The organism is Pseudomonas sp. HMWF032 (assembly GCF_003060885.1).
Taxonomy (GTDB): domain Bacteria; phylum Pseudomonadota; class Gammaproteobacteria; order Pseudomonadales; family Pseudomonadaceae; genus Aquipseudomonas.
On sequence record NZ_QAIG01000005.1, the window covers coordinates 1,155,833 to 1,167,882 of the forward strand.

Below are 12,050 nucleotides of genomic sequence, written 5' to 3' on the forward strand. Positions count from 1 at the left end.
TGGGCGTGTCGGTCGTTATGATCAGTGCTGTTGGCAGGTCTTGGGGCAGGGGCAGTTCAGGGCGCAGGAGGGCAGTCAGCCTTTTCTCGGACAACTGGGGCAACTTGAGCACGTAGCGGAGTGGAAGGTCGAGATGGTGGTGGCCGACGAATTGATCCACGATGCGGTCAAGGCCATGAAGAAGCAGCACCCCTATGAGACGCCGGCTTTTGACGTGTGGCGACTGTCGGATATTCAGTTCTAATTCAAAAAAGGCGCCTCTAAGGCGCCTTTTTTGTGTCGGCCGATCAGGGCCTGATTTCGATCAGTGTGCCGTCTTTGACCAGTGACCAGACTTCACGCATGTCGATGTTCTTCATGGCGATACAGCCTTCGGTCCAGTCCAGGGTATGGAAGAACCATTCGGGGTATTCCTCATCCAGCGGCGTGCCGTGGATCATGATCATGCCGCCTGCCGGTACGCCCTTGGCGCGGGCTTGCGCCTGGTCGCGGGCGTTGGGGTAGGAGATGTGCATGGACAGGTTGTACTTGTCACTGGTCTTGCGCCAGTCGATCCAGTAGAAACCTTCTGGGGTGCGCAGATCGCCTTCACGTTGCTTGGCTCCTTCAGGTTGTTTGCCCAGCGATACGCGGTAGGACTTGAGGGTGTTACCACGGCTGATGAGGTGCAGTTTGCGTTCGGATTTGACCACCAGCACTTTGTCGATGGTCTTGCCGCTCAGGGTTGGGGTGGTGCTGGCGTGGCCAGTGAGGGCAACGGTCATGCAGAGTAGGGCGAGCAACCAGCGCATTGTGATTTCCATGGATCAGAAGGTTTTCTTGTAGTGTGCGCGCAAGGCTTCGAGCGGCTCGTTGCGGACCGGGTAATGCTGCTGCAGGCGGTCTGCGAAGTAGCATTCTAAGGTACGTCCAATGGTCGGGAAAGCCAGCTCTGACCAGGGGATGTCCTGTTCATGGAATAGCTGTACGTCAAGGCTTTCCTCGCCAGGGGCAAAGTCCAGGTCGACCAACTCGGCGCGAAACAGCATGTACACCTGATTGATATGCGGCAGATCGAACAGGGTATACAGGCTCAGGCTGCGTACCCGTGCGCAGGCTTCTTCATGGGTTTCGCGGGCGGCGGCCTGCTCCAGGGTTTCGCCGTTTTCCATAAAACCGGCAGGCAGGGTCCAGTAGCCACGTCGTGGCTCGATGGCGCGGCGACACAGCAGCACCTGCTCGCCCCACACTGGCAGGCAACCGGCAATGATGCGCGGGTTCTGGTAGTGCACGGTCTGGCACTGCGCACAGACGTGGCGCAGGCGGTTGTCGCCCTGCGGGATGATGTGGTTGATCGGGCCGCCACAGTTGCTACAGAACTTCATGCCAGGTCCTCGCTGCGTGTCGGCTATCTTGGCGTGCGCGCCGGGTACTCGGCAAGCGACCTGAACGCTTGGCTTATCGAGCATCTGAATGATGCCTGGTAGCGGTCCGGGGCTTGGGCCGTGCGCCGCTTTCGTGCCATGATCGACGGCAGAATAAAAGACCGAGAATCCCCATGCTGGACGAGTTGCTCCATCGCATGCGCGGCTATAGCCCGCTCAGTTTGCAGATCGACAAACACTACCCTGAAGCCGCAGTGCTGGTGCCCATCACCCGCAGTGACGAACCGGAAGTGGTGCTAACCCTGCGTGCCAGTGGTTTGTCCACCCACAGTGGTGAGGTGGCTTTTCCCGGTGGTCGGCGCGACCCTGAGGATGTTGATCTGGTACAGACCGCCCTGCGCGAGGCCGAGGAAGAGATCGGGCTGCCGCCGGGTCTGGTCGAGGTGATCGGGCCGCTCAGTACCCTGGTGTCGCGCCACGGCATCAAGGTCACCCCCTACGTAGGGCTGGTGCCAGATTTTGTCGAATACCGGCCCAATGACGGCGAAATTGCCGCTGTTTTTGCCGTGCCTCTGGCGTTCTTTCGCGAGGATCCGCGGGAAACCACGCACCGCATCGATTACCTCGGGCGCAGCTGGTATGTGCCGAGTTACCGCTATGGCGAATACAAGATCTGGGGGCTGACGGCGATCATGCTGGTCGAGTTGGTCAACCTGGTGTTCGATGATGTGCAGATCGACATGCACCAGCCGCCTGAGCATTTCACCAAGCTCACCTGAACCTATGAGGAAGCATCCATGAAATACCGCTTGGGTTCGTCCCACGTCGAAGCCCATGCCGACAGCTGGGTTGCACCAAATGCCACTCTGGTCGGTAAGGTCAAGCTGGAGGCCGGTGCCAGCGTGTGGTTCAACGCTGTGCTGCGTGGCGACAACGAGCTGATTCATATCGGCGAGAACAGCAACGTGCAGGACGGCACGGTGATGCACACCGACATGGGCTTTCCGCTGACCCTGGGCAAGGGTGTGACCATTGGCCATAACGCCATGTTGCACGGCTGCACGGTGGGCGATTACAGCCTGATCGGCATTAATGCCGTCATTCTCAATGGGGCGAAAATCGGTAAGAACTGCATCATTGGTGCCAACAGCCTGATCGGTGAAGGCAAGGAAATTCCCGACGGCTCGCTGGTTATGGGGTCGCCCGGAAAAGTGGTGCGCGAACTGACCGAACCCCAGAAAAAGATGCTCGAAGCCAGCGCTGCACACTACGTGCACAACGCTCAGCGCTATGCCCGTGACCTGGCCGTGCAGGACAACTGATGAGCAACGAACGTCCCGTTGTCTCGCCCTGTGTGCATGTGTGCGCGCTGGACGATGAAGATATCTGCATTGGCTGCCAGCGTACGGTTGCCGAAATTACCCGCTGGGGCCTGATGGAGAACAGTGAGCGCCGTGAGGTGCTGATGCGCTGTCATGAGCGGGCCAAAGCCAAAGGCATTCTGCTGTAAGAACCGGATCACGATCTGCTGCGCGTCGGCCCTGCGGTGTTAAAAACAGGCTCGGAATGCTCATTTACAGCTCGTAAACTCCGCTTCCTCGCCTGTTTTTGCCTTGCAGTGCTCTAGCTCGCGAGATCGTGAACAGGTTTTAACTTTCTAGATCAGTTTGAGGACTCCCCATGCCCCGTATCGGAACCCCTTTGTCGCCGAGCGCGACCCGTGTGCTGTTGTGTGGCTCTGGCGAGCTGGGCAAGGAAGTGCTGATCGAACTGCAGCGGCTCGGTGTTGAGGTTATTGCGGTGGATCGCTACGCCAATGCGCCGGCCATGCAGGTGGCGCACCGCAGCCATGTGATCAACATGCTCGATGGCGCAGCCCTGCGCGCGGTGATCGAGCTGGAGCAGCCGCATTTCATCGTCCCGGAAATTGAAGCGATTGCCACCGCGACCCTGGTTGAGTTGGAGAATGAAGGTTTCACCGTCATCCCCAGCGCCCGCGCGGCGCAGCTGACCATGAACCGTGAAGGTATTCGCCGTCTGGCTGCCGAAGAGCTGGGCCTGCCAACCTCGCCTTACCGCTTTGCCGATTCCTTTGAAGAGTGCCGCGCTGCGGTTGAAGCGATTGGTTTTCCCTGTCTGATCAAGCCGATCATGAGTTCTTCCGGCAAGGGCCAGTCGGTGTTGAAAAGCCTGGATGATCTGCACGTCGCCTGGGATTACGCCCAAGCTGGTGGGCGCGCTGGCAAGGGCCGGGTGATTGTCGAGGGGTTTATCGACTTCGACTATGAAATTGCCTTGCTGACTGTGCGTCACAGCGGTGGCACGACGTTCTGTGCGCCGGTGGGGCATCGTCAGGTCAAGGGTGATTACCAAGAGTCCTGGCAGCCGCAACCGATGAGTGCCAAAGCGCAGGCCGAAGCCGAACGTATTGCGCTGGCGGTGACCGGCTCGCTGGGCGGGCGTGGGCTATTTGGCGTTGAACTGTTCGTCAAAGGGGATCAGGTGTGGTTCTGCGAAATCTCGCCGCGCCCGCATGACACCGGCCTGGTCACCCTGATTTCTCAGGATCTGTCCGAGTTTGCCCTGCATGCGCGGGCCATTCTGGGGCTGCCTATTCCCACCATTCGACAGTTCGGCCCATCGGCCTCTGCCGTGGTGCTGGTCGAGGGTGAGTCGCAGCAGGTCAGCTTCGGTAATCTGGCAGCGGTGCTGGCTGAGCCGGATACCGCTTTGCGTCTGTTCGGCAAACCGGAAGTCAGTGGTCAGCGCCGTATGGGTGTGGCACTGGCGCGGGATGAATCATTGCAGGCGGCGCGGGCCAAGGCCACGCGTGCGGCGCAGGCGGTCAAGGTCGAACTGTGAGTGCGTTGCGCGCTTATGCCTGGTGGCTGGGATTGGCGCTGTTGGCGCCGATTGCCTTGCCGCTGGCCCTGCGCACGCGCCGTAACACGCTGCGTTTGCCGCCAGCTGCAGGGCTGTTTAGCGGCGTGGCAGGTGCGGACTTACCGGGCGAGCCATTGCATCTGCTGGTGCTGGGCGAGTCGACCGTGGTCGGCGTGGGAGTGGATGAGCTTAGCTCTGCGCTGGTCGGGCAGTTGGCAGCGGCGCTGGCTGCGCGCAGCGGTCGTCCGGTTGTCTGGCGTGCATGCGGTGAAAATGGCATTACCGCCGCACAGGCCCATGAGCGGCTGTTGCCGCAGGTGCTCGATCAGCCCTTTGATCTGGCGCTGCTGGTGTTCGGCGTCAATGACACCACTCATCTGACTTCACTGCCGCGTTGGGAGGCAGCGCTTGGCGGTATGGCTGAAGCGTTGTTAGCTCGCGGCGCCCGGGTGGCCTTTAGCAGTGTGCCGCCGTTGCAGCATTTTACGGCCCTGCCCTGGCTGTTGCGGCGTTTGCTCGGCATGCGTGCCGGCCTGCTGGATGCGCGCCTGCGTCTGCTGGCTGCGCGTCATGGGGTGGGGCATCACACGGTTGAGCTGGAGTTTTCCGCTGAGTACCTGGCGCGTGATGGTTATCATCCGTCAGCGCTGGGGTATCGCGTATGGGCCGAGGGGCTGGCCCTCAGTCTGCTGCCGGCGGCGCGGCCTTAAGTTTGGCTTTGGCCTGCCAGATGCGCACGCTTTTTACCCGGTTCTCGGCTGCTTGCAGGATTTCCAGGCGATAAGGACCGATTTTCAGGCACACCGCGCTATCGGGAATGCTTTCTAGGGCTTCAGTGATCAGGCCGTTGAGGGTCTTCGGGCCGTCGCTGGGCAGGTGCCATTCCAGCGCCTTGTTGATTTCGCGGATATAAGCAGCGCCGTCGATCATTTGGGTGCCGTCTTCCTGAGGGTGAATGTCAGGGCTGCGCAGGGTGTCCTGGTTGCTGAAGTCGCCGACGATTTCTTCGAGGATGTCTTCCAGGGTGACGATGCCGATGACATCGCCATATTCGTCCACCACGATGCCGATGCGCCGCTTCTGCTTCTGGAAATTGATCAGTTGGGTCGACAGCGGTGTGCCTTCCGGCACGAAGTAGGGCTTGTTGCAGGCAGCCAGCAGTGCTTCCTTGCTGATTTGGTTGTGCGTCAGCAGGCGAGCAATCTGGCGCATGTGCACGATGCCTTCGATCTGATTGATGTCCGTGCGGAACACCGGCAGTCGGGTGTGGGCGGTGTTGGTCAGCTGGTGAATAATGCTGTCGATGTCATCGTCCAGGTTGATCCCGGTGACTTCGTTGCGCGGGATCATGATGTCATCCACCGTCACCCGTTCCAGGTCGAGAATGCCGAGCAGCATGTTCTGGCGATTTTTCGGTAGCTCATGGCCGGACTCGCGCACCACGCTGCGCAATTCCTCGGTGGTCAGGCTGTCGCTGCTCTTGCTGGTGGGGTCGACGCCCATCAGTCGGAGCAGGCCATTGCTGATCCAGCTCAGCAGAATGACCAGTGGGTAGAACAGCTTGAGCAGTAGCAACAGCGGCAGGCTGAACGGGTAGGCCACTGCTTCCGGGCGAAGGGCGGCCAGGGTCTTGGGCGTGATTTCACCGAACACCAGCAGAATCAGGGTCAGGCCAATGATGGCAATCGCGATCCCGGCTTCGCCCCAGAACTGCAGGGCCAGAACCGTGGCGATGGACGAGGCAAGGATGTTGACGAAGTTGTTGCCGATCAGGATGGTGCCCAGCAGGCGATCCGGATGGCTGAGCATGGTGCTGACGCGCTTGGCGCCGCGGTGACCTTCTTTCGCCAAGTGCTTGAGGCGGTAGCGGTTGAGGCTGAGGATGCCAGTCTCCGAGCTGGAGAAAAATGCTGAGCAGAGCAGCAGGAAGATCAGCAGGCCGAAGAGGAAACTGGGGGGTATGTTGTCCACGCAGTGAACCTGGGCGTCAGATGTGTAGGATGAATTCGCGAACCAGCTTGCTGCCGAAATAGGCCAACATCAGCAGACAAAAGCCCGCCAAGGTCCAGCGAATCGCTTTATGACCGCGCCAGCCGAGTTGGTGGCGGCCCCACAGCAGCACGGCAAATACCACCCAGGCGAAAAATGACAGGAAGGTCTTGTGCGCCAGGTGCTGGGCAAACAGGTCATTGATAAACAGCGCGCCGGACAGCAACGACAGCGATAGCAATGCCCAGCCCGCCCACAGGAAGCCGAACAGCAGGCTTTCCATGGTCTGTAGGGGTGGGAAGTTCTTGATCAGCCCGGAGGGGTGTTTGTGCTTGAGCTGATGGTCCTGCAGCAGCAGGAGCAGCGACTGGAATACGGCAATGGTCAGCATGCCGTAAGCCGTTACGGAGAGCAGGATGTGCGCCAGGATACCGGGCGCTTCATCAATCGGCCGGCTTGTGCCGCTGGGCATGAACTGCGCCAGCAGGACGGTCAGAAAGCCCAGTGGAAACAGCAGAATCAGCAGGTTTTCCACGGGGATGCGCGCGCAGGCCAGCAGGGTCAGCAGAATGACCGAGGCGGCAATCAGGCTGGCGGCGTTGAAAAAGTCCAGCGACAGACCCGTCGGACTGTACATCTGCATGAACAGACTGCTGGTATGAAAGAGCAGGGCGAAGACACCGAGCACAACCAGCAGGCGCTTATTGGTAGTGCTGCGCTGTTGCAGGCGCAGGCCCTGGTAGGAAGCGGCTGCCGCGTAGAGGCAGGCGGCAGCAAGGCTGGGTAGCAGAGGGTGCATAAATCCTTGTCAGGCAAACCCGGAAGACGCGCAGTGTGGCATACAACCGCTGCGCCACGAAAGCGTCTGGGTCAGGCTCAGTTGCGATGAAACGCCAACAGAGCCGATTAGTCTTCGCTATAATCCGCCGCCTGTTACAAGCCTACCCTCGGCTCAGTTGAGCCTGAAAGGAACGAGCATGTTTGAAAATCTGACTGACCGCCTCTCGCAGACCCTGCGCAATGTCACTGGCAAAGCCAAGCTGAGCGAAGACAACATCAAGGACACCCTGCGTGAAGTGCGCATGGCCTTGTTGGAAGCCGACGTGGCCCTGCCTGTGGTCAAGGACTTCGTTAATAAGGTCAAGGATCGTGCGGTCGGCACTGAAGTCTCGAAGAGCCTGACTCCAGGCCAGGCCTTTGTGAAGATCGTGCGTGCCGAGTTGGAAGAGCTGATGGGCGCGGCCAACGAAGACCTCGCGCTGAATGCGGTGCCGCCAGCCGTGGTGCTGATGGCAGGTCTGCAGGGGGCGGGCAAGACCACTACCGTTGGCAAGTTGGCGCGCTTCCTTAAAGAACGCAAAAAGAAAACCGTGATGGTGGTGTCGGCTGACGTTTACCGTCCGGCCGCGATTAAACAACTGGAAACCCTGGCCAATGACATTGGCGTGACCTTCTTTCCTTCCGACATCAGCCAGAAGCCGGTAGCGATTGCCGAGGCAGCGATCAAGGAAGCTAGGCTCAAATTCATTGATGTCGTGCTGGTGGATACCGCCGGTCGTCTGGCCATCGATGCCGAGATGATGGCGGAGATCCAGGCGCTGCATGCGGCGATCAGGCCGGTCGAGACTCTGTTCGTGGTCGACGCCATGACCGGCCAAGATGCCGCCAATACTGCCAAGGCCTTTAATGATGCGCTGCCGCTGACTGGTGTGGTGCTGACCAAGGTCGACGGTGATGCGCGCGGCGGTGCGGCGTTGTCGGTGCGGCACATTACCGGTAAGCCGATCAAGTTTATCGGTATGGGGGAAAAGACCGAGGCGCTGGAGCCGTTCCACCCGGACCGTATTGCCTCGCGCATTCTCGGTATGGGTGATGTGCTCAGTCTGATTGAGCAGGCCGAGCAGACTCTGGATCGCGAGAAGGCCGAGAAACTTACCAAGAAGCTGAAGAAGGGCAAAGGCTTCGATCTTGAAGACTTCCGTGATCAGTTGCAGCAGATGAAGAATATGGGTGGCCTCGGCGGCCTGATGGACAAGCTGCCGCAGATGGGTGGTGTCAATCTGGCGCAGATGGGCAATGCTCAGGGTGCTGCCGAGAAACAGTTCAAACAGATGGAAGCCATCATTAATTCGATGACGCCGGCCGAGCGTCGCGACCCCGAGATCATCAGCGGTTCGCGCAAGCGTCGTATTGCCATGGGTTCCGGTACTCAGGTGCAGGACATTGGGCGCTTGATCAAGCAGCACAAGCAGATGCAGAAAATGATGAAGAAATTCACTGCGAAAGGCGGTATGGCCAAGATGATGCGTGGCATGGGTGGGATGATGCCGGGCGGTCTGCCGAAGTTGTAATAGCAGTAATAACGGCTGCAATTGGGCTGGCAATACCGTTTGCCAGCTTGGCTCGCAGCCAGCACCGACCGGCGGCTTGAAAAAGAGATTTGCAAAAAGCCGGATAATCCTTAGAATATGCGGCCTTTCGGGCCTAGTGCCCTATGCTTGCATTTCAGTTTTGCAGCACCGACTACAGGAAAGAAGTTCAATGGTAACCATCCGTCTTGCCCGTGGCGGCTCCAAAAAGCGCCCGTTCTACCACCTGACCGTGACCAACAGCCGCAATGCGCGCGATGGTCGCTTCGTTGAGCGTATTGGTTTCTTCAACCCGGTTGCATCGGGCGCTGAAATCAAACTGTCTGTTGACCAAGAGCGTGCCGCTTACTGGCTCGGTCAAGGTGCACAGCCGTCTGAGCGTGTCGCTCAGCTGCTCAAGGAAGCTGCTAAGGCTGCAGCCTAAGCATTATGAGCATGACGCCAGCTCCCGCTGAGGATCTTATCGTCCTCGGCAAGATTGTCTCGGTGCATGGCGTAAAAGGTGATGTGAAGGTCTATTCCTTTACTGAACCTTTGACCAACGTGCTCAATTACCCTCACTGGACGCTAAAGCGTGACGGCGAGGTTAAGCAAGTTGAAGTGGCCGGTGGACGTTTGCAAGGCAAAGTCCTGGTAGCCAAGTTGAAAGGGCTGGATGATCGCGAAGTGGCTCGTACCTTCGCGGGTTTTGACATTTGTGTACCCCGTAACTTGCTCCCGGAACTAAGCGACGGCGACTACTACTGGTACGAGTTGGAAGGCCTCAAGGTTATTGATCAGGCAGGGCAATTGCTCGGCAAGGTTGATCATCTGTTTGAGACCGGTGCCAACGATGTGATGGTGGTTAAACCCTGTACCGACAGCCTGGATGGTCGCGAACGTCTTTTGCCGTATACCGAGCAATGCGTGTTGTCGATTGATCTGAGTGCTGGCGAAATGCGGGTCGACTGGGATGCGGACTTTTAAGCCTGATGCCAAATCTGCGCGTTGAAGTCATTACGCTGTTCCCTGAAATGTTTGCCGCCATCAGTGAATATGGCATCACCAGCCGAGCGGTGAAGCAGGGCATGTTGCAATTGACCTGCTGGAATCCGCGTAGCTACACCACGGATCGTCATCACACGGTTGATGATCGGCCTTTCGGTGGTGGCCCTGGCATGGTGATGAAGATCAAGCCGCTTGAAGATGCTTTGGTTGATGCCAAGCATGCTGCAGGTGGCGCGGCCAAGGTGATTTACCTGTCGCCGCAAGGTCGCCAGCTGACGCAGTCAGCAGTTCGCGAACTGGCTAATGAGGGTGCCTTAATCCTAATTGCCGGGCGCTATGAAGGCATTGATGAGCGCTTTATTGAAGCGCATGTCGATGAAGAATGGTCGATTGGGGATTACGTCCTGTCTGGCGGTGAGCTGCCGGCCATGGTGCTGATCGACGCGGTAACGCGCCTATTGCCTGGTGCATTGGGTCATGCAAATTCGGCCGAAGAAGACTCCTTTACGGATGGCTTGCTCGACTGCCCGCACTACACCCGTCCGGAGGTGTATGCGGATAAACGTGTTCCCGACGTGTTGCTGAGTGGCAACCACGAACACATCCGGCGCTGGCGTTTGCAGCAGTCCCTTGGTCGGACCTACGAACGACGCGCCGATCTTCTGGAAAGCCGCTCGCTTTCTGGAGAAGAGAAAAAGCTGCTGGAGGAATACGTCCGCCAGCGGGACGATAGTTAATGTATCGATGACCGGCCGAGGCCTGTCTTAGGAGCGCAGCATGACCAACAAGATTATTCAGCAGCTTGAAGCTGAGCAAATGGGCAAAGAAATCCCAACTTTCGCACCGGGTGACACCGTAGTCGTCCAGGTTAAAGTGAAAGAAGGTGACCGTCAGCGTCTGCAGGCGTTCGAAGGCGTTGTCATTGCCAAGCGTAACCGTGGTCTGAACAGTGCTTTCACTGTTCGTAAGATCTCCAACGGTGTGGGCGTTGAGCGTACTTTCCAGACCTACAGCCCGCTGGTTGACAGCCTGGCTGTTAAGCGTCGCGGTGACGTGCGTAAAGCCAAGCTGTACTACCTCCGTGACCTGTCTGGTAAGGCAGCTCGCATCAAGGAAAAACTGGGCTAAGTCTCGGTCTTTCCATAAAAAAGCAGCCTTCGGGCTGCTTTTTTCGTTTCTGGGCCGGTGACTGGTGAGTTTTCCGGCTTCAGTTCTACCCGCGTGGTTGCGTGCCAATAATCATAAGAATCGCCCGCAGCACTGTGGCAACCACATCCGATTGAATCTGGCAGTAATGGCATGACGTCGAGAGAGCAGGAAATTCAGCGGCGCACCGAGTTATCGGAAACCCGTGTGACCAAGGCGGTGTTTCCGCCAACCACCAATCACCACAACACCTTGTTTGGTGGCACCGCACTGGCCTGGATGGACGAGGTGTCGTTTATCGCAGCTACGCGATTCTGTCGATTGCCGCTGGTGACGGTTTCGTCGGATCGCATCGATTTCAAGCACGCCATACCTGCCGGCTCAATTGTGGAGTTGGTCGGACGGGTGATCAAGGTGGGCACCACCAGCCTCAAGGTTGAGGTCGAGGTGTTTGTGGAAAGCATGAGCAGTGATGCCCGCGTGCGGGCAATCAGTGGTGTGTTCAGCTTTGTTGCAATCGATGAGCAACAGAAGCCAGTGCCCGTGCTGTCAGGCTGAGCTGGCAGGCCAGGGTATCTACTGATGCAGGCTGATCTTCAGGGAGGCCTGCGACAAGTCGATGTCGTGCAGGCTCAGGCTGCCCATGCTCTGGCCTTGGGGGGCGCCGGCGACGCGAATATTATCGAAGCGCAGTTCACCGATCGAACTGGGTAGGCGCACATTGACGGAGCCGTCAGCGTTGATCACCGAGGTTAGTTTGCTGGTGTCGTACAGGACGTCCTTCATCGAGGTTTCTGCCTCAAGGCTGTTCAGCACCGGCATGACGAGTTTACTTAATTGCCCTACAGTGCCCAAACCATCGCCGCTACCGGCCTGGAGAAACAACCCCTGCAGTACATCGTCGAGGCCTTGGGCGCTGACATTGCTCATCTCCAGGTCGCTCAAGGGGCGCAGGCCGCGTGGTGTCTGTTCCTGGCTGACGGCGCTGACTTGCGAGCGCGGTGCGTCGGCGCTGGCGATTTGGAAAGGGCTGAGCAGGGCGGCGACCAGGGTGGCAGCGAGGCGTAGGTTGCTCTGTTTGTTCAGGGCCTTTTTAAGCTGGCGCTCACTCAGCCAGCCCTGTTCAATAAGGATTTCACCCAGGCGTTTTTGGCTGGTGAGTTGCAGTTTGATGGCAGCATCCAGCTGACCGCGATTAATCAGTCCCTTGTTGATCAGAATCTGACCAAGACGTGAGTGCTGTTGGCTGGACATCGCGTGGGCCCATTGTGCTGTAGTGGCGTGATGCAATCATGGCCTGCAAATTGCTGTC

General features: G+C 58.5%; 17 protein-coding genes. 12 read left to right on the forward strand and 5 right to left on the reverse strand.

Annotated features, from left to right (window positions below):
• The coding region (locus tag DBR00_RS08095) for an NGG1p interacting factor NIF3 (protein ID WP_256582951.1) at positions 1-244 on the forward strand (244 nt) is incomplete at its 5' end.
• Positions 245-287: 43 nt separating this feature from the next.
• Here the strand turns inward: DBR00_RS08095 and DBR00_RS08100 are convergent.
• On the reverse strand, positions 288-791 hold the full coding sequence (locus DBR00_RS08100; RefSeq protein WP_108486682.1) for a murein L,D-transpeptidase family protein: 504 nt from the start codon (positions 789-791) through the stop codon (positions 288-290).
• A gap of 15 nt (positions 792-806) precedes the next feature.
• On the reverse strand, positions 807-1,364 hold the full coding sequence (locus DBR00_RS08105) for an NUDIX hydrolase (RefSeq protein WP_108486683.1): 558 nt from the start codon (positions 1,362-1,364) through the stop codon (positions 807-809).
• Between the two features lie 173 nt (positions 1,365-1,537).
• Between DBR00_RS08105 and DBR00_RS08110 the strand changes: the two genes are divergently transcribed.
• The 5 genes from DBR00_RS08110 to DBR00_RS08130 all read left to right on the forward strand — a co-directional run bounded on the left by DBR00_RS08110 (position 1,538) and on the right by DBR00_RS08130 (position 4,957).
• Entirely contained in the window at positions 1,538-2,143 is a 606-nt protein-coding gene (locus DBR00_RS08110; RefSeq protein ID WP_108486684.1) for a CoA pyrophosphatase, read from the forward strand.
• An 18-nt stretch (positions 2,144-2,161) separates the two neighbouring features.
• Positions 2,162-2,686 (forward strand): gamma carbonic anhydrase family protein, encoded by a 525-nt coding sequence (locus DBR00_RS08115; protein ID WP_108486685.1) that lies wholly within the window; start codon positions 2,162-2,164, stop codon positions 2,684-2,686.
• The gene (locus DBR00_RS08120) at positions 2,686-2,874 is read left to right on the forward strand and encodes a DUF1289 domain-containing protein (protein WP_108486686.1); all 189 of its coding nucleotides are present in this window, start codon (positions 2,686-2,688) and stop codon (positions 2,872-2,874) included. The genes DBR00_RS08115 and DBR00_RS08120 overlap by 1 nt, the downstream gene beginning before the upstream one ends.
• A gap of 170 nt (positions 2,875-3,044) precedes the next feature.
• Complete coding sequence (purT, locus tag DBR00_RS08125) at positions 3,045-4,226, forward strand: formate-dependent phosphoribosylglycinamide formyltransferase (RefSeq protein ID WP_108486687.1); 1,182 nt, start codon at positions 3,045-3,047, stop codon at positions 4,224-4,226.
• Positions 4,223-4,957 (forward strand): SGNH/GDSL hydrolase family protein, encoded by a 735-nt coding sequence (locus tag DBR00_RS08130; RefSeq protein ID WP_256582952.1) that lies wholly within the window; start codon positions 4,223-4,225, stop codon positions 4,955-4,957. The genes purT and DBR00_RS08130 overlap by 4 nt, the downstream gene beginning before the upstream one ends.
• On the opposite strand, the gene DBR00_RS08135 is transcribed toward DBR00_RS08130, so the two are convergent.
• The gene (locus DBR00_RS08135) at positions 4,929-6,218 is read right to left on the reverse strand and encodes an HlyC/CorC family transporter (protein ID WP_108486688.1); all 1,290 of its coding nucleotides are present in this window, start codon (positions 6,216-6,218) and stop codon (positions 4,929-4,931) included. The genes DBR00_RS08130 and DBR00_RS08135 overlap by 29 nt on opposite strands.
• Positions 6,219-6,234: 16 nt before the next feature.
• The gene (locus tag DBR00_RS08140; protein WP_108486689.1) at positions 6,235-7,035 is read right to left on the reverse strand and encodes an inner membrane protein YpjD; all 801 of its coding nucleotides are present in this window, start codon (positions 7,033-7,035) and stop codon (positions 6,235-6,237) included.
• Between the two features lie 178 nt (positions 7,036-7,213).
• Here DBR00_RS08140 and ffh point away from each other — a divergent pair, with 178 nt between their 5' ends.
• The 6 genes from ffh to DBR00_RS08170 all read left to right on the forward strand — a co-directional run bounded on the left by ffh (position 7,214) and on the right by DBR00_RS08170 (position 11,296).
• On the forward strand, positions 7,214-8,587 hold the full coding sequence (gene ffh / locus DBR00_RS08145) for a signal recognition particle protein (RefSeq protein WP_108486690.1): 1,374 nt from the start codon (positions 7,214-7,216) through the stop codon (positions 8,585-8,587).
• A 190-nt stretch (positions 8,588-8,777) separates the two neighbouring features.
• Positions 8,778-9,029, forward strand: a complete 252-nt coding sequence (gene rpsP / locus DBR00_RS08150) for a 30S ribosomal protein S16 (protein WP_108486691.1) — start codon at positions 8,778-8,780, stop codon at positions 9,027-9,029.
• Between the two features lie 5 nt (positions 9,030-9,034).
• Positions 9,035-9,571 carry a ribosome maturation factor RimM gene (gene rimM / locus DBR00_RS08155; protein WP_108486692.1) on the forward strand — a complete coding sequence of 179 codons (537 nt, stop codon included), beginning with the start codon at positions 9,035-9,037 and terminating at the stop codon, positions 9,569-9,571.
• A 5-nt stretch (positions 9,572-9,576) separates the two neighbouring features.
• The gene (trmD, locus tag DBR00_RS08160; protein ID WP_108486693.1) at positions 9,577-10,329 is read left to right on the forward strand and encodes a tRNA (guanosine(37)-N1)-methyltransferase TrmD; all 753 of its coding nucleotides are present in this window, start codon (positions 9,577-9,579) and stop codon (positions 10,327-10,329) included.
• 40 nt (positions 10,330-10,369) lie between these two features.
• Positions 10,370-10,720, forward strand: a complete 351-nt coding sequence (gene rplS / locus DBR00_RS08165) for a 50S ribosomal protein L19 (RefSeq protein WP_108486694.1) — start codon at positions 10,370-10,372, stop codon at positions 10,718-10,720.
• 171 nt (positions 10,721-10,891) lie between these two features.
• A complete protein-coding gene (locus DBR00_RS08170) occupies positions 10,892-11,296 on the forward strand; it encodes an acyl-CoA thioesterase (RefSeq protein WP_108486695.1) in 405 nt (134 codons plus the stop codon).
• Positions 11,297-11,314: 18 nt separating this feature from the next.
• Here the strand turns inward: DBR00_RS08170 and DBR00_RS08175 are convergent, their stop codons facing one another.
• Positions 11,315-11,992, reverse strand: coding sequence for a hypothetical protein (locus DBR00_RS08175; protein WP_108486696.1), 678 nt, complete (start codon positions 11,990-11,992; stop codon positions 11,315-11,317).
• Between the last annotated feature and the right edge of the window lie 58 nt (positions 11,993-12,050).

Bases quoted from the DNA above. Each gene is read 5' to 3' on its own strand.
- DBR00_RS08100 (WP_108486682.1), bottom strand. From the start codon at position 791: ATGCGCTGGTTGCTCGCCCTACTCTGCATGACCGTTGCCCTCACTGGC.
- DBR00_RS08105 (WP_108486683.1), bottom strand. From the start codon at position 1,364: ATGAAGTTCTGTAGCAACTGTGGCGGCCCGATCAACCACATCATCCCG.
- DBR00_RS08110 (WP_108486684.1), top strand. From the start codon at position 1,538: ATGCTGGACGAGTTGCTCCATCGCATGCGCGGCTATAGCCCGCTCAGT.
- DBR00_RS08115 (WP_108486685.1), top strand. From the start codon at position 2,162: ATGAAATACCGCTTGGGTTCGTCCCACGTCGAAGCCCATGCCGACAGC.
- DBR00_RS08120 (WP_108486686.1), top strand. From the start codon at position 2,686: ATGAGCAACGAACGTCCCGTTGTCTCGCCCTGTGTGCATGTGTGCGCG.
- purT (WP_108486687.1), top strand. From the start codon at position 3,045: ATGCCCCGTATCGGAACCCCTTTGTCGCCGAGCGCGACCCGTGTGCTG.
- DBR00_RS08140 (WP_108486689.1), bottom strand. From the start codon at position 7,035: ATGCACCCTCTGCTACCCAGCCTTGCTGCCGCCTGCCTCTACGCGGCA.
- ffh (WP_108486690.1), top strand. From the start codon at position 7,214: ATGTTTGAAAATCTGACTGACCGCCTCTCGCAGACCCTGCGCAATGTC.
- rpsP (WP_108486691.1), top strand. From the start codon at position 8,778: ATGGTAACCATCCGTCTTGCCCGTGGCGGCTCCAAAAAGCGCCCGTTC.
- rimM (WP_108486692.1), top strand. From the start codon at position 9,035: ATGAGCATGACGCCAGCTCCCGCTGAGGATCTTATCGTCCTCGGCAAG.
- trmD (WP_108486693.1), top strand. From the start codon at position 9,577: ATGCCAAATCTGCGCGTTGAAGTCATTACGCTGTTCCCTGAAATGTTT.
- rplS (WP_108486694.1), top strand. From the start codon at position 10,370: ATGACCAACAAGATTATTCAGCAGCTTGAAGCTGAGCAAATGGGCAAA.
- DBR00_RS08170 (WP_108486695.1), top strand. From the start codon at position 10,892: ATGACGTCGAGAGAGCAGGAAATTCAGCGGCGCACCGAGTTATCGGAA.
- DBR00_RS08175 (WP_108486696.1), bottom strand. From the start codon at position 11,992: ATGTCCAGCCAACAGCACTCACGTCTTGGTCAGATTCTGATCAACAAG.